General features: G+C 45.3%; 17 protein-coding genes. 12 read left to right on the forward strand and 5 right to left on the reverse strand.

Annotation, left to right across the window (positions count from 1 at the left end; translation table 11 throughout):
* Positions 1 to 24: 24 nt before the first annotated feature.
* Positions 25 to 1,113 carry a tail fiber domain-containing protein gene (locus tag K9N75_RS06310; RefSeq protein WP_224452370.1) on the forward strand — a complete coding sequence of 363 codons (1,089 nt, stop codon included), beginning with the start codon at positions 25 to 27 and terminating at the stop codon, positions 1,111 to 1,113.
* Between the two features lie 170 nt (positions 1,114 to 1,283).
* Positions 1,284 to 1,901, forward strand: a complete 618-nt coding sequence (locus K9N75_RS06315) for a helix-turn-helix transcriptional regulator (protein ID WP_224452371.1) — start codon at positions 1,284 to 1,286, stop codon at positions 1,899 to 1,901.
* A 248-nt stretch (positions 1,902 to 2,149) separates the two neighbouring features.
* On the opposite strand, the gene K9N75_RS06320 is transcribed toward K9N75_RS06315, so the two are convergent.
* From K9N75_RS06320 to K9N75_RS06335, 4 genes are all read right to left on the reverse strand, one after another.
* Positions 2,150 to 3,031, reverse strand: a complete 882-nt coding sequence (locus K9N75_RS06320) for a hypothetical protein (protein WP_025797726.1) — start codon at positions 3,029 to 3,031, stop codon at positions 2,150 to 2,152.
* Positions 3,018 to 3,782, reverse strand: coding sequence for a HipA family kinase (locus K9N75_RS06325; RefSeq protein ID WP_025797728.1), 765 nt, complete (start codon positions 3,780 to 3,782; stop codon positions 3,018 to 3,020). Before K9N75_RS06325 ends, K9N75_RS06320 begins: the two co-directional genes overlap by 14 nt.
* Before the next feature lie 119 nt (positions 3,783 to 3,901).
* A complete protein-coding gene (locus K9N75_RS06330; protein ID WP_224452372.1) occupies positions 3,902 to 4,078 on the reverse strand; it encodes a YdcA family protein in 177 nt (58 codons plus the stop codon).
* 109 nt (positions 4,079 to 4,187) lie between these two features.
* Entirely contained in the window at positions 4,188 to 4,352 is a 165-nt protein-coding gene (locus K9N75_RS06335) for a hypothetical protein (RefSeq protein ID WP_193765047.1), read from the reverse strand.
* A gap of 589 nt (positions 4,353 to 4,941) precedes the next feature.
* Between K9N75_RS06335 and K9N75_RS06340 the strand changes: the two genes are divergently transcribed.
* The 10 genes from K9N75_RS06340 (at position 4,942) to K9N75_RS06385 (ending at position 14,119) form a co-directional block, all read left to right on the forward strand.
* On the forward strand, positions 4,942 to 5,349 hold the full coding sequence (locus tag K9N75_RS06340; protein WP_008812684.1) for a GFA family protein: 408 nt from the start codon (positions 4,942 to 4,944) through the stop codon (positions 5,347 to 5,349).
* 449 nt (positions 5,350 to 5,798) lie between these two features.
* A complete protein-coding gene (locus K9N75_RS06345; protein WP_224452373.1) occupies positions 5,799 to 6,911 on the forward strand; it encodes an RNA ligase RtcB family protein in 1,113 nt (370 codons plus the stop codon).
* Complete coding sequence (gene prfH, locus K9N75_RS06350; RefSeq protein WP_224452374.1) at positions 6,908 to 7,525, forward strand: peptide chain release factor H; 618 nt, start codon at positions 6,908 to 6,910, stop codon at positions 7,523 to 7,525. Before K9N75_RS06345 ends, prfH begins: the two co-directional genes overlap by 4 nt.
* Positions 7,526 to 7,973: 448 nt before the next feature.
* Positions 7,974 to 8,210 carry a hypothetical protein gene (locus K9N75_RS06355; protein ID WP_224452375.1) on the forward strand — a complete coding sequence of 79 codons (237 nt, stop codon included), beginning with the start codon at positions 7,974 to 7,976 and terminating at the stop codon, positions 8,208 to 8,210.
* Positions 8,211 to 8,535: 325 nt separating this feature from the next.
* Positions 8,536 to 9,141, forward strand: coding sequence for a CDP-alcohol phosphatidyltransferase family protein (locus K9N75_RS06360; RefSeq protein ID WP_039187198.1), 606 nt, complete (start codon positions 8,536 to 8,538; stop codon positions 9,139 to 9,141).
* The gene (locus tag K9N75_RS06365) at positions 9,138 to 10,055 is read left to right on the forward strand and encodes a phosphatidate cytidylyltransferase (RefSeq protein ID WP_102961603.1); all 918 of its coding nucleotides are present in this window, start codon (positions 9,138 to 9,140) and stop codon (positions 10,053 to 10,055) included. The genes K9N75_RS06360 and K9N75_RS06365 overlap by 4 nt, the downstream gene beginning before the upstream one ends.
* 6 nt (positions 10,056 to 10,061) lie before the next feature.
* Positions 10,062 to 10,700 carry a lysophospholipid acyltransferase family protein gene (locus K9N75_RS06370; protein ID WP_191278972.1) on the forward strand — a complete coding sequence of 213 codons (639 nt, stop codon included), beginning with the start codon at positions 10,062 to 10,064 and terminating at the stop codon, positions 10,698 to 10,700.
* Positions 10,693 to 12,453, forward strand: a complete 1,761-nt coding sequence (locus tag K9N75_RS06375) for a bifunctional alpha/beta hydrolase/class I SAM-dependent methyltransferase (RefSeq protein WP_061060299.1) — start codon at positions 10,693 to 10,695, stop codon at positions 12,451 to 12,453. Before K9N75_RS06370 ends, K9N75_RS06375 begins: the two co-directional genes overlap by 8 nt.
* Entirely contained in the window at positions 12,450 to 13,736 is a 1,287-nt protein-coding gene (locus K9N75_RS06380) for a phosphatase PAP2/dual specificity phosphatase family protein (protein WP_224452376.1), read from the forward strand. Before K9N75_RS06375 ends, K9N75_RS06380 begins: the two co-directional genes overlap by 4 nt.
* Positions 13,712 to 14,119: a hypothetical protein gene (locus K9N75_RS06385; protein WP_224452377.1), complete on the forward strand. Its 408-nt coding sequence runs from the start codon at positions 13,712 to 13,714 to the stop codon at positions 14,117 to 14,119. Before K9N75_RS06380 ends, K9N75_RS06385 begins: the two co-directional genes overlap by 25 nt.
* Before the next feature lie 271 nt (positions 14,120 to 14,390).
* Here the strand turns inward: K9N75_RS06385 and K9N75_RS06390 are convergent, their stop codons facing one another.
* On the reverse strand, positions 14,391 to 15,923 hold the full coding sequence (locus K9N75_RS06390; RefSeq protein WP_224452378.1) for a sigma 54-interacting transcriptional regulator: 1,533 nt from the start codon (positions 15,921 to 15,923) through the stop codon (positions 14,391 to 14,393).
* Positions 15,924 to 15,954 lie beyond the last annotated feature (31 nt).

Consider the following 15,954-nt stretch of genomic DNA (forward strand, 5'->3'; position numbering starts at 1 on the left):
TATTTCATAAAGTCAGAGGCCATTATGTCAGCAGGGACAATAACCTTAACAAATAACTCTGCAGCGGTATCGGGTGCAGGAACGGCGTTTACCACAGATTTAAAGGCAGGGGACTTTATCGTCTCTGTCGTGGGTGGAGTGACCTATACGCTGCCAGTTAAAACCGTAAATAGTGCCACTGGCGTTACGCTGCTCAAAAATTATGATGGACCAACTCAAGCGGGGGCAGCATGGTCAGCAGTACCACGCGATACAATGAACGCTATTACTGCGCAACTTGCAGCAGAAACAGCGCAGGCTCTGCGTGGACTGAATTACGATAAACAGAATTGGCAGCAGGTATTTAGTGCGACAGGAAATGTCACCGTAAAACTTCCAGATGGCAGCAGTTTTACTGGCCCCGCATGGGGTGGAATAGTCACACAAATAAACGATATTAAAACCGACCCAAGATGGGATACGGTGAATAATAAAGCAGGCGGGAGAGTTACTACCCCAATAGACGTTGGTGGCTCAGTGCACGTAATTACTAGCTCTAGCAGCTGGGGTGTATATGGGTTTAAGTATCCATCCACACTATTGCAAATGGCCTATTGGTTTTGTGAGAATTTTGGTGATTTAGTCTTTGTCACAACAGCGGCAACCAAGCCGGGAACCGAAAAATATTTTTCCATGCGTCAGAATGGGGATTTTAATACGCAAGGAAACATATCATGCGTTTCACTTATTCAGACGTGTGATCGAGATGCAAAAGATAACATTGAACCGATTGAAAACCCGCTTGAAAAATTGGACAAAGTTAACGGTTATACATACCTATTCAAAGATAGCGGGCTTCCATCTGCTGGGATCATTGCTCAGGAATTTAAAGAAATCCTCCCTGATATCATCAGCACAAAATCGCCTTTAGTCCCCAAATATAACGACGAAGGGGAGGTGGAAGGTGTTGAACCTGATAGTGATTTAAATAACTTAACCTATGGTGTTGAGCCTATGGGGGTGATTGGTTTTCTGGTCGCAGCCTTAAAGGCTGAGAAGCTGGAGAGGGAAAAACTGGGTATGGCGTTAGCAGATTTGAAGAAAAAGGTAGATCTGCTTTTGCGTAATGAATGAGCCTGCTAGTACTTCATAAGTTTGCGCCGGAGCGTATGCAAGACTCCGGCGCAGTGACAATAGTAGTGCCATGATATTGATTTTAACACTATAATAAGCAAAGGCTTGCCTGCCGGTTTCAAAACTAGCTTGGTGGATTTATGCTGATTCGATGTATGAAGGAGGTGGGAGTGCCAGCAGAGATTAAAGTATACCTTGAGGATGCTAATCAAGCCTATAGCTCCGGTGTGTGGTGCCTATTAGAGGAAATCTTCACTGAACATATGGGGATGCTTCTGAAACGGATTGATGGAGTTTCAGCAACAGTTGCATTACGTGATGCAGATATCTATGTAACACCATTCAGTGCAGGAATAGACCGAATTTGCGCTTATATGTTTAGTCATCATAAAAAAAATTTCCTTCTTATTGGTATTAGCATCGGACAAAATTTGCCAATTGTTGAGAACCTATTCCCCTGTTTGCAAGGAAGCGTTTTTATCCGAAGAACTGACTCTGTTGAGCAAGTTCGTCATAAGGTGTCTCAAGCTTGGACTATGTCAAACGAAAAAAAAGAAGAAAAATGCCGTTCATGCCGTCGCTTATTATTAACAGCAGGTGAAAAACGTGTAATCTATTATTTAGATAAAGGTTTTAGCGTGTCTCAAATTGGTAATATTCTAGGGATAGGAATGAAAATGGCAAGCCAAAGAAAACGGAAAGTTATGAGGAGGTATAATTTGCACTCAGATGTAGAACTGTGGAATTTTCTTAACAAATGGCGAGAGTATTTAATTCCTTCTGAATAATGCTCCCATCACTCTAGCGAGCTTATGTTGAGTAAGTTCGAAGGAAATCCGTAAGTATTAGAAAAATCAGAGTGTATATAACAGGCCGGCGCAGCGACAATAAAAGTGGATCGCTAATGCGTTTAAGTGATTCAGATGGATATTGTCAGGCGCGGATTGTACGGGGTAAATCTAAGATAGCAATGCGGATGATTCTTTGAGTTATGAGCTGGGTAATAAAAACCCCGCGCGGTGGCGGGGTTATGCTTCTAGGCTGCTGTTTTCAAGATTATTCTAGCTGCTTGCTCGATTGTGTTTACCGAAGTTATGCTTACATCATAGGCATGAGCCAGATCCTGAAGAGCAAGAAAAGCACTATTTATCAATGCAATTTTCTTTTCCGAGTAAGCTGGATTGTCGTCTGATGGACGAAATACAACCATTTCATGGGTGCTTCTTTCGAACAGGTTGCTGTTTTTCTTTATCATTGATAAATCTGAAATCTTTGCCTTACCATCTTTAACTAGCTCATTTAGATTTGATGGTAATAATTTCCCTGTATTTATTGCTGCATAATCACTCAGGTAAAATATTTTTGCAGGTCTATGCCCGTCAGAAAAAACATATTGCCTGTTAAAAAAAACTTCTCTGTGAATATCTTCTTTTATAACAGCATCAATGAGTTGAGTTGACCAACGGTCTTTTTCTTTTGTTGTGTCTGTACGTTTTTTGGACGGTGAAATTTCATCATCAAGTAATGAAGAAAGGCTAGATGATAAGGAAACTGCTTGCCTTAAGATGCCCGTGGCGCTAGAAGATGCTGCTTGGCGTGGTTCTCCAACCGAGATACCAGTAACCGGAGGCTGCCAACCAGTAAATGATTTATTTTGGTTAAGATGGCAGCTTAAGCTAGTAGAAATCAGTTCAACCATATTAGTGAAACCAGAAGATTTGAAGCCATACATGGCTTCTATAACTTCCTTCCTAATTGCTGGTTTTACTAAAACCTCTCCTGTCGATGTGACTGCGGCAACAATGATCACAAGCCTCTCTCCTGAACCAAGCATAGGCTCAAGATACACAGGCATCCAGCTGCCGATTGTTGTCGGCATCTGAGGAGCTGTCTTTAAGAGGTGGTCAAGGTTTAGCATCGTAGTCCATCTGTACTTGTTTGGGCTTGATCTGCTCATAGAGTATATCACCAAGCACTTCTATTCTAGCGGCGAGAAAAGACAAAATCTGATTTTTTGTCTTTTCTTGTACGCTTGAGGATAGCACCACATCAAGGTTCTCTATAGGCTCTTGTCTGTTAGAAACAGACCAAGCTCTAGCTTCGTTTGCAGCCATTTGCACCGCAAGTTCGTTTTTCCGATCAAGGAGGCTGCTGGCAATTTGTAGGAGTTGATTTGAGTAATATTCAATGCCACTTTGCTCGGGAGACAACCCAGAAGGTATGGCAGACTCATGATCAATTAAGTAAAAACCATCCCCATTGAACAATAGATTTCCATTGTGCCTATCGTCCATCGCTATCCACTCATCAAAATATGCAGCCTTACGAAGTAGGGGCCATGATTCCAACTTTTCAAGAACACTTTTATCTGATGCATCATTAATGTATTGAGAAAAACTGGGATAGGCAGTGTCAACACTTCCAAAAAATGGCAGGTCATTTTCATCAAAGAGGATTACTGGCTCTGGTATTGGTAGTGAAAGGCATCGACCAAGCGCTGCACATGTAATCTCTGTGGAAATGCTCCTTGATGAGATTTGTTTTGCAAAAACAACTACTTCTTCGGTATCGCCATCACGCGTAGGAAGTATTGCAACACCTTTTATCGGACGGTGCTGACCTTCTTCAACGATAACGCCTCCTGGAAGAAGCCTTCCTATTCGTATCATTTAGTAATCTCCTTGACATCCTCCCCGCCCTGAAGATCGGGGTTTTACGGCACACCTGATAATTTTCAAAGCAATCCTTCCAACCGGTCTTAGCCAACCCACCCTAAGGTTGGCATCAATCAGCGGCAAATCTTCTTCGATTTACTAATCGTCCCATCATTACAAACGAACTGCCCGTCAGTTGTACAATGAGATATGCCACCTTTAGAGCCAGAGCAAGGCTTACGTCCACGGCTAGCATCGGCTTGCAGTGATAGAGTCATTCCAATAATTAACACTGCTAATAATTTGAACATATATAATTCCACTCAGTCGCCATATAACCACTTTGAGTTATTAGGATAACTTAAGCATTATGTAGTTCAGATATGTTAATTTTTCCAGCGCTGGACAACCGATCAGCAATCAGTCGTCATCAAAGAAACGCGAGTTCGGATGCTCGATCCCTGCATCAACATAATCAATCGCTCTCTTGAGCGCCTTCATCAGCTCCTCAGCCTTATCCCGCCTCATCACTATCTTCTGGTCTGGGAACTCAACAGTAGTCCATCCAGCTACTCCAGAGGCCATATCTTTGATCCAGTCACCACATCAAACTTAAACTTAACCTACCTTCGTCGGTTATTAACCGACCCCCAAGTCGGGTAAATTGCGGAAAATTTATCTATAATTATCAGTGTATTAGATTAAATAACCGACTTAACCAACCTAACCGACCACTTTCTGCTTATATAGAGAGAATTTTGAGATTGTGAAAAGTAGAAAAATTTGGCTATGTTTTGTCCGGCTATGTAACCAATCTACTGGTCGCAATTTATAAGATATGTAGGGGAGAAAAAGTATATGGGGGTATTATTGGGGGTGTTGTGAATTATCGAATGAAAAAAGCTACATAAAATACAGTTTATTAGTGGTTAATATCGAATCCTGTAGGGGTACCATTAAAATCAATCAGTTATCAAATATTTCACGACACGGTTTCTAGCTTTCTAGACAAATAACAAGTCAAATTAATTAAAATCCCATCATTGTTTTCAATCCCTCCTTAAAAATTGTTCCTTTGTCGCAAAACATGACGCGAAAAAACGGCCTCTGTGTGATGCCTTGTGCCCAATACGCACTAAGATAATGAAAGTCAGAAATCACACTCGGGGTTGCTATGAACCAAAAAATGCCTGCTCAATGCCATTGTGGTGCCGTCGCCTTTACCGTTGAACTTAGCGATGGGTTTAATACCGCGCGCCGCTGTAACTGTTCATTTTGCCGGATGCGTGGTGCCATTGCGGTATCTGCACCACTGTCCGGAATCGAGATAATTCGCGGCAAAGATAAGCTTACCGAATACCGTTTTAACACCCAGCAAGCGGTACATTTTTTCTGCTCGGTTTGCGGCATCTACACCTTCCATCAACGCCGTTCAAACCCTGAACAATATGGTGTTAACGTTGCGTGTATTGAGAACGTTTCACCTTTCGACTTTCCATCAGTTGCCGTGATGGAAGGCACCCACCACCCGAAGGATGGTGGTGGCGGTATTGCAGGATATTTAACTTATAAGCCATTGTAGGATATATGGAATATCTGTGTTTAATCACGCCACTACAAATATACTATCACTCTTTATATATATTCTTTGTATTGAATTAGAGTGAGGTGCAGTAACAATAATATTATAAAATCATCAGGAAATAATATTTACTGTCGTGGGTGTTTTAAATATTCAGGTATAATTCAGTCTGTTTCAGAATACGGAAATAGTCGCATCTCACTCGCTAAAATCGCCAAAAATAAAAAACCTGCTTGTCAGAGCGTTTTTTATTATGTAGTATCGCCCCGTTTTAAACCCTATCACTTACTCAGCAAAGGAGGTCACACCATGCAACGACAAGCTATGTTTACCCTTTGCAGGACTCGTTCCCAGGCATAATCGCCCTGTCTTCTTTTGGTTTTCAGGTATTGCTCTGGCTACGGCCTGCCACATCCTAAATTTAATAATTGATCGTCAGGATTGGTTTAATGAGCAATATTATTCGCTCCGTGTCGCCACGCGTCTCATATATCGCGTCTGAACACACCTGGATTGAAGGCAAAGCAATCCAACAGCTCGAAACAACGGCAAATCTACCCGATATGGTCCAGGTTACAGGGATGCCAGATTTACATCCCGGCCGTGGTTACCCCGTCGGTGCCGCTTTCTTTTCACAACATCGTTTTTATCCCGCACTGATCGGCAATGATATTGGTTGCGGTATGTCCGTGTGGCAGACGGATTTAGCTGTCGCTAAACAGTCGCTGGATAAACTGGAAAAACGGCTGGGAAATATCGATGGCCCGCTGGAAGAACATTTTCTGGCTGATATTCCCGCCGAATTTAGCCATCACTATTCATTAGGCACCATTGGCGGCGGTAATCATTTCGCTGAGTTTTTGCAGGTTGATGAGATATTTACCCCGCTTTCAGCCCTTGATAAAAAACGGCTGATTTTACTGGTACACAGCGGCTCCCGTGGATTAGGCCAGGCAATTCTGGAAGCTCATATTCGCCAGTTCGGGCATCACGGGCTGGAGCAGGATTCGCCGGAAGCCAGCGATTATTTGCGCCAGCACCAGCACGCGCTGGATTTTGCCGCCCGCAATCGCCACTTCATTGCACGCAGAATGATGGAACGCCTGCGCACCGATGGGGAGCAGTTGCTTGATATTGCTCATAATTTCCTGGAGAAAGCGTCGGTTAATGGCGTTGATGGCTGGCTTCATCGCAAAGGTGCCACTCCATCAAATCGGGGGCTAGTTGTTATTCCCGGCTCTCGCGGTGATTTCAGCTATTTAGTGGAGCCACAGCCCAGCGCAGAAAGTTTGTTTTCGCTGGCCCACGGCGCAGGCAGGAAATGGATGCGCTCGGAATGCAAAGATCGGTTGTCTGCAAAATTCACTGCCGATCAAATGTCGCGCACACATTTTGGCAGCCGTGTTATTTGCCGCGACCGTCAGCTGATTTATCAGGAAGCGCCGCAGGCTTATAAGCCTATCGATACGGTTATTGATTCCCTGCAACAAGCCGGGCTCATCGCGGTGGTTGCTCGCCTCAAACCGGTTCTGACCTATAAAACCAGCGGAGAAGCCGTATGATTTTATTGCAGATCTCGTCAGCTCAGGGGCCGGATGAATGTGCTTTAGCCGTCGCACTGGCTTTAAAGCAGTTGCAAAAAGAAGCGGCAGCGGAAGGTGTGGAAGTCACTATTGCAGAACAAGAACCGGCCCGCCGTTCCGGGACTTTGCGCTCCGTTTTGCTCTCGCTTGATGGAGATGCAGCAGAGCAAATTTCCGATACCTGGTGCGGCACGTTGCAATGGACGTGTGAAAGCCCATGGCGCGGCGGAAATGGCAGAAAAAACTGGTTTATCGGCGTCGCCCGCTATTCTTTTGAGGACGTGGTGATAGAGGGAGAAATAAAGTTTGAATCCCTTAAATCATCCGGCCCCGGTGGGCAGCACGTTAATAAAACGGAATCGGCCATTCGCGCAACTCACCTTACCAGCGGCATCGTGGTTAAAGTACAAACCGAACGCAGCCAGCATGCGAATAAACGGCTGGCGAAGCTGTTAATTGCTCATAAGCTCGAGCAACAGCAGCAAAATATGCAAAGTGAAATTAAGGCTCAACGCAGGATGTTTCATCATCAAATCACACGGGGTAATCCTGTGAGAATGTTTAAAGGACCCGATTTCACATCGGTGAAATAATAAAAATGGCTGGGTTTTTCAACCTGACCCAGCCGTTTCAATGGAAGAGTAAAATTATGGAAATGCAAAGAAAAAACGTGCAAGAGCCGCTCTTTGATAAAAACAATGTTTGTGTGGGGACTATCATCAGTGTAAGGCATGTGAATATTATCACCCCATATCATTGCTTACAGGTAAAATAAACCAGCATGCAGTTTTTCAGGCACCATCCGATCTTTTCACATAAAAAGAATGGGAAGTCGTTTATTTGATGCAGTGCAATTTAAGCCTCAAGGAGATAAGTGGTGTTCTTAAGGTCTCTGTTGATGCGATAAATGGCAGGCTCAGGAGTTGTTATAGAAAAACAAGCGCCTTCTTTGATTGAATTCTGCAGGAGTAACAAGCTTGATGGTTATATCTCACTGTTCTTCATGAAAAAGGTCACATTATCATTGACGGTTGATTTCAAATGATATTTTATTTTGATAAGTCTTTGTTTGGCTGGGCTATCAAAGATAGCTTATATAAATATATCTATGTTAATGATTTGGCCTGCAGTCACTTTAATACTTCGTCTAAAGATATTATAGGCTATTCAGATATAGATCTGGTTCTGGATATTGGCGATTTTTATAAATATATCCGGAATGATGATAAGAAAATTATCGCTAATCAAAAAATGAGTATTGCCTTAAAAATCTTTTGATTATAGTGGGCAAGGGAATTTAAAAGCTTCTTAGTAGAAAATGACCATGGGAGCTGGCTGATGTTCCATGAGGAATAATTTGTACGTACATGGCGCTGACGAATGTCTATTTTTCAACATTTCTTTCCCACTGGCCAGCTTCAGTGTCCACAACATTTACCTATGATCAACGAACGAAGCTAATGAATCGTCTCATGGTTCTAGCACATTTTCTTTTTAGAAATCATAAATTCTGATTTTTGCCTCAGGCTGAGAAAAATACTTCTCATCGCGAGCTTAATTGAGACATCATGGCGAAATCTGCGAATGTTCAGGGAACAGAGTCATGACGCTTTATCAGATCAAACCCGCTTTTCAGGGGCTTTTGCGCCCACTGATGTTCTTATTGTATAGGCATCGTATTACCGCGAACCATATTACACTCGCCGCGATGGTGCTCTCCTTCATTACGGGAGCGTTGCTGATTGCTTTCCCTCGCCCAAGTCTGTTTATTCTGCTGCCCATCGTGTTGTTTGTACGCATGGCGCTTAATGCACTAGATGGCATGCTCGCTCGTGAGTGCAACCAAAAATCTCGTCTCGGCGCTATCCTCAATGAAACGGGGGATGTGCTCTCCGACATCGCACTCTATCTTCCTTTTATGTTGCTTCCCGACAGTAATATACCGTTGGTTCTTGTCATGCTGTTTTGTGCAGTAATGACTGAGTTTTGTGGCGTTTTAGCGCAAACCATTAACGGTATCCGCAGCTATGCAGGGCCTTTGGGAAAAAGCGACAGAGCATTGGTATTTGGTACTTGGGGACTCGCGTTGGCGATCTGGCCGCAGCTTGTGCAATGGAACAACGTCATGTGGGGGATTGCAACCCTATTGCTGGTATGGACAGTCATTAACCGCTGCCGTAGCGTCCTACGTGATGAGGTTGCGAAATGATGATGCTGGAAAAATCCCTCGCGGTCGTTTTTGCAATTCTACTGGCGGCAACGATGGTGAATGGGTTGCTGGTGCTGTTACGTCCGAGTAAAGACTGGCGGGAGCTAACGCTACGAATCCGAACGTGGTGGGTCATTATCATACTGTTTTCGCTAGCGCTACTTAGCCCTCATTGGTTGGCGCTGATATTTTTCGCGTTGGTCAGCTTTATGGCGCTAAAAGAGTTTCTGACATTGGTGCCGTCACGACAATCCGACCGCATGCCACTGTTATGGATGTTTGTTGTTATTCCCATTAACTACTGGCTGATTGGTATCGGTTGGTACGGAATGTTTGTGGTATTTATCCCTATCTATGTTTTTTTGTTTTTACCGGCGCGTATGGTGATTGCAGGAGATACGCAGGGCTTTCTACGTACGGCATCCCAGCTTCATTGGAGTTTGATGACCACCGTTTTTGCCTTTAGCCATGTTGCATTTTTACTGATGTTACCTGCTGATGGTAAGCAGACGGGGGCTCTGCTGGTGCTGTTTCTCGTCGGTCTGACGGAGTTCAACGATATTGCGCAATATCTGTGGGGAAAATCTCTTGGCCGTATCAGAGTGACTCCGAAGGTCAGCCCTAACAAGACGTTAGCGGGGTTACTCGGGGGCGTGGTGACGACGGCCTTAGTGGCTGCAGTGCTAGGTCCCTTGCTTACGCCGTTAGCTTGGCCAATGGCGCTGTTGGCGGGCGTTATTATTGGGATAACTGGTTTTTGTGGCGATGTAGTGATGTCTGCAATTAAACGCGATATCGGCGTTAAGGATAGCGGCACGCTGTTGCCAGGGCATGGTGGCATCCTAGACAGACTGGATTCTCTTATCTTCACCGCGCCGGTTTTCTTCCATTTCATTCGCTATTTCTGCTATTAACCTATGATGACACGTATTCTTCGCCTGTTGTTTTCGCTGTGTATTGTCTGGCCAGTCATTTGGCTGTGGCTTGGCCTGCGTGTGAAGCATCGTGAGAAGCTGCCAAAAAGTGGGCCGGCGATAGTGGTGGCTAATCACAACAGCCATATGGATGTTTTTGCGTTACTTTCTCTTTTTCCTCTATGTCGTCAAGCAGAGGTGCATCCGGTCGCTGCCGCGGATTATTTTTTACGTAATAAATGGATGGCATGGTTTGCCCTCAATATTCTCAACATTATTCCTATTTCGCGAAAGGGTGGGGAAGCTAACCCATTGGCGCGGTGTGAGCAGGCACTGCGTGAGGGCAAAACGCTAATCCTCTTTCCAGAAGGCTCACGTGGAGAGCCTGGAAAACTGTCTCCGCTGAAGTCCGGACTGTGGCATCTAAGCCAAAGTGTGCCAGAAGTGCCAATTATTCCCGTTTGGTTGCGGGGAACCGAACAAGTGATGGCTAAAGGGAATCGTATTCCACTCCCTCTGTTTATCGACGTCACTATTGGTGATGCGCTGAGTTTTAATCGCGATAAAAAAGTGTTTATGGACGATCTGAAGCACCAGTTGTTGGCGCTTTCGCAACAAACAACAGGAAATAATTCTCATGATTAATACACGGACGCCGGATGAGCGGCAATTTTTGACCAGCGATCATACGGAGCTGTTTTATCGCTATTGGCCTGCAACGTCGGCGGGTGTAACGCCAAAAGTGATTGTTTTATTTCATCGTGGTCATGAACATTCTGGCCGTCTACAGCATATCGTCGATGAACTGGCGATGCCGGATACGGCTTTTTACGCGTGGGATGCGCGTGGCCATGGCTGTTCGCCAGGTCAGCGAGGCTATAGCCCGTCGCTAGCGCGTTCGGTACAGGATGTTGATGAGTTTGTCCGTTTTGCCGCAGCCGATAGTCAGGCGTCAATGGAAGATGTGGTGGTGGTGGCGCAAAGCGTCGGCGCAGTTCTGGCGGCCACGTGGGCACATGATTATGCCCCGACTATTCGCGGCCTTGTTCTGGCATCCCCTGCCTTTAAGGTCAAACTGTATGTGCCGTTTGCCCGACCAGGATTGGCATTGATGCATCGCCTACGTGGTCTCTTTTTCGTTAACTCCTATGTGAAGGGCAAGTACCTGACTCATGACCCGGAACGGGTAGAGAGTTTCAACCACGATCCGTTAATTACCCGCCCCATTGCGGTCAATATTTTGCTCGACCTCTACAAAACGGCAGAGCGTATTGTCAGCGATGCTAGTGCGATTACGCTACCTGTACAGATGCTGGTTTCTGGGGAGGATTACGTTGTACACCGGCAGCCGCAGATCGATTTCTATCAGCGATTGCGCAATCCGCAGAAGGAACTACATGTTTTACCAGGGTTTTATCACGATACATTGGGTGAGAAAGAGAGACATCTGGCGTTCGATAAAATGCGCGAGTTTATTGGCACCCTCTATTCCAAACCCGCACAGCGTTTTGATTACAGCAATGAAGACCGTTGGAGTCAGGGGGCTGATACTTGGCGAATGTTAAGTGGTGGGCCGGAACCCTACTCTATGGACGATATTGTGTACCGTGGTTTACGTTATGGTATGAAGATTTTGGGTACTCAGTCCGCAGGAGTGCGTTTGGGGTTTGATACGGGATTTGATTCCGGCAGTACGCTGGATTATGTCTACCGTAATCAGCCGCAGGGCAGCAGCGCGTTGGGACGCCTGATCGACAAAAACTATCTCAATAGCGTGGGTTGGAAAGGAATACGCCAGCGTAAGATTCATCTACAGACGCTGATTCAGCAGGCGGTCGTTACACTTGCGGAGCAGGGTAAAACGGTGCGCGTGGTGGATGTTGCCGCCGGTCACGGGCGCTATGTGCTTGATGCGCTGGAGGGCGAAACTGTAGTGAATGAAATCCTGCTGCGCGACTACAGTGAGCTGAATGTATCAAAAGGGCAGGAGATGATTGCCAGCCGTGGCATGGCCGGACGCGCTCGCTTTGAACAGGGTGATGCGTTCAATCGTGAAGAACTGGCTGCGCTGGAACCTCGCCCGACGCTTGGGATTGTCTCCGGGCTGTATGAACTGTTTCCAGAGAATACGCTGGTACGTAATTCTTTGGCTGGGCTGGCGGAGGCGATTGAGCCGGGTGGGATTCTGATTTATACCGGACAGCCTTGGCATCCACAGTTGAAAACCATCGCTTGGTCGCTTACCAGTCATAAAGACGGCAAAGCGTGGGTAATGCGAGTGCGTACTCAGGGAGAAATGGATGCTCTGGTGCGGGAGGCTGGTTTCGATAAATGCGCCCAGCTCATTGACGAATGGGGGATTTTCACGGTGTCTATGGCGGTACGTCGCGCATCATGACCACTCGGCGCTCCCTCTACTGGCAGGGAATGGGCTGGCTGATTCTGCTTGCCCCGTTTTTCTTTTTAACTTACGGGCAAGTTAATCAATTTACCGCTGGGCGAGATAACATTGGCAGTCTGGTTTTTGGCTGGGAACACTATATTCCCTTTGTGCCGTTGACCATCATTCCCTACTGGAGTCTGGATCTGCTGTACGGTCTATCGCTGTTCGTCTGCACGTCGCTGAACGAACAGCGCCGGTTGGTGTGCCGATTGGTACTTGCATCGCTTGTTGCCTGCGCTGGCTTCTTACTATTTCCGCTGAGATTTACCTTCACGAGGCCGGAGATTTCCAGTCTCGCCGGTTGGTTATTTGGCCAGCTTGAACAGTTTGATTTGCCGTACAACCAGTCGCCATCTTTGCATATCATTTTGTGCTGGCTGTTATGGCGCCATTTTCAGCGTCATCTCGCTGGGAAATGGCAAATGCTGAACAGCGGCTGGTTTTTGCTGATCGCCGTTTCTGTTTTGACGACTTGGCAACATCACTTTATTGATGTGATTACGGGGCTGGCAGTCGGAATGGTTATTGACTGGATGATACCGGAGCCGGGGAAGTGGCTCTGGCGTAGTGCCTCAGCTAAGCACAGGGTTTTGGCTACTCGTTATCTCTGCGGTTCGCTGGCGTGTTTGGCTGGGACTTTTTTGACCGCTTGGTTGTGGTGGCCCACATTGTCGTTGCTGATTGTGGCGTTGGCTTACGGCCTACTCGGCGTTGATGCGTTACAAAAAGATGATAAAGGGCGGTTAACTCCCGCCGTTTGGTGGCTGTTGTTGCCATGGCGAGTTGGAATGACGATCTCTATGTATCTGTATACTCGTCATTTACCGGCCTATAGCCCATTAACGGATGGCGTGTTCCTTGGGACATATCCGCGCAAACCTATCGCACAGCAGGCGGTACTGGATTTGACCAGTGAGTTTTCTCGCTCCCGAGTAACACAAAGCGTTACTTATTACTGTGTGCCCATGCTAGATCTCGTTAATCCAGATGAAGCGACGCTACGCCGAGCCGTTGATGAGTTGGAGCAGTTGCGCGTAACGCACGGCAGCGTACTTATTCACTGTGCGCTAGGTCTTTCGCGCAGTGCGCTGGTGGTTACCGCGTGGTTGGTGCAGCGTTATCCCGCGCTGACGTTGGAACAAGCCGTAGAACACGTTCGTAAAGCTCGCCCTCAGGTTGTTTTCACCGCTGAACATATGGAGTTGCTGAAAAGATGGACAACAAAAATCACGGTGTGACCAGCAGAGCTACTCTGCAACCACTCCTCGTGCAACAAACCCTGAAGAGTTGGCGTTTCTTTATACTCTTTTCTGTTCCCCCTATAGTCTGGGTGATCTTTACTGACCCGTCGTTTTTACTCCGAGCTTTTATCGCTTTACTGTGCGGCGCTGTGTGGTTTGGTTGCTGGCGGCTTTGGCTGGATGAACACTACTTTCGGCTTATGAGCGAAGAGAACAACAAGGTTGCTGGAGAGGTGCTCTTTGTTATCTGGCGCCGAGAAAAGCTACAGGAGCTTACGTTTATTGAGCGCCAACAGGGGGCTATGAATCAGTGTCGATACACCATGTGGATTACGGGTGGGCTGTGGGTTATTTGGTTGATGGGGTTGTTGTGGCAATAAGTGTTTTTTCATTACCTAACCTTTTTTAAAAGAGAGCCACTCACTGAATAATCAGTTTTTTGATAAGGCACAGTTAGTCAGTCAGAAAGGCAACGAAACGTCTAATAAAATGCACAAATATGTGTGCAGGTTTTTCCTGCACACATTCCTAGATAATTCTTTTCTTATACGCATCCGAATTTTGTAAAAGAGGGGATTTTCAATTCGCTCGCCTCTACCGTATTCCTTCATATCCCTTTGAAATAGCATGATTTTATGGTCTTGAAGAGAGCTATTTCCTTTTGCTCAATAGCAGATGTTCTAAATGATATTGCTTAATTTTATTGAGTACGGTGGTGTGTGACAATCCGATTTGGTTAGCGACCTTTCTGGCAGAGCCCAGTGATACAAGATATTTTCTGATAATCTCTCGCTCTTGAGTTTCAATCATCGTTTTAATGCTGCCATTTTGTATGCTGTTTTCAGTGTTTTTATCCTCTGGCAGAGAAATATCTGCACCGGAGATTTCAGGTTTTTCAGCTAATAGCATGGTTCTGAGTAGAATGTTTTTTAGCTCACGTACGTTTCCTGGCCATGAATAGCCCATCAGAACTTCAAGTGCACTCGGGAGCAAGATAAGTTTTTTGTTCAATTCGGCAGCGTATTTTTGGAAAAAATAGCTCACAAGTGGGAGGATATCCTCTTTGCGTTCTCTCAGTGGTGGAATGGTGATGGGGAGAATGTTGACGCGATAGTAGAGATCCTCGCGAAATAGTTTTTGCTCTATTAAATGTTCTAGGTTTTGGTTGGTGGCTACGATGACTCTTACGTCTACATATTGGGTCTTGAGTCCGCCAACTCGTTTGATCATACCATCTTGCAGCACGCGTAATAATTTACTCTGCAGCGAAAGTGAAAGTTCACCAAACTCATCAAGAAAAATAGTGCCATGATTGGCGCTTTCAAATAAGCCCATCTTCCCGCCTTTAAGTGCACCACTAAAAGCACCATATTCATAGCCAAATAACTCGCTTTCGACTAACGTTTCAGGGATTGCAGCACAGTTTATCGCTTCAAATGGGCACTCTTGGCGCTCGCTAGCATGATGAATTGCTCTGGCAATGAGTTCTTTGCCTGTCCCTGTCTCCCCACGAATAAGAACCGTATATTTGCTTTGGGCTATTTTTTTTGCAGCGGCTAAGCAGGCTACCATGCTAGGGCTAGCATAAATGAACTCATCAAAGTCTGATGGTGTTTTTTCATTTTTATATTTTTGTAAAACTTTTTTAGTTTCAGTGTTTTTGATGACAGAGTTATTAATGAATATAGTTGCGCCAGTAATCTTGTTTTCCTGTAAAATAGGACGAATAGTGCAGCTAAACAGGTCTCCATTTGTTTTGCTCTTAATTTCTTTTGCGTATATTTTTCCACAGCGAAAATCCTTTATTTCATTCCAGTTTACAATAGAGGATATATTTCTGCCGATTATCTCATTTCGTGATAAGTTAAATGTTTTCTCTGCAATGTGATTAAACTCATTAATAATGCCGTAGTTAGAGATAACAATATGACCATAATCAGAAAATGAGAGTTCAGAATGGTCGCCGTTAGCAGAATATACGCTAAGAATATCATGATTGATCAGCAAATTGCCGAGTAGATATTGTAATTTTCTTTCTGAAGGGATGTTAAATCGAATAAAAATCTCGCAAGAGGATACGTGTAGGGCATCAATATAAATATCCATATTGCTGAACTCAGTGATGACATCAGCAATCATCGCAGTACGATCAATTGTTTTTATATTCCATCCAACGGTAAGCATGATAACCACCATAGTCAAATGTATGGCATTC

The organism is Hafnia paralvei (genome assembly GCF_020150375.1).
GTDB classification, from domain to species: Bacteria; Pseudomonadota; Gammaproteobacteria; order Enterobacterales; family Enterobacteriaceae; genus Hafnia; species Hafnia paralvei.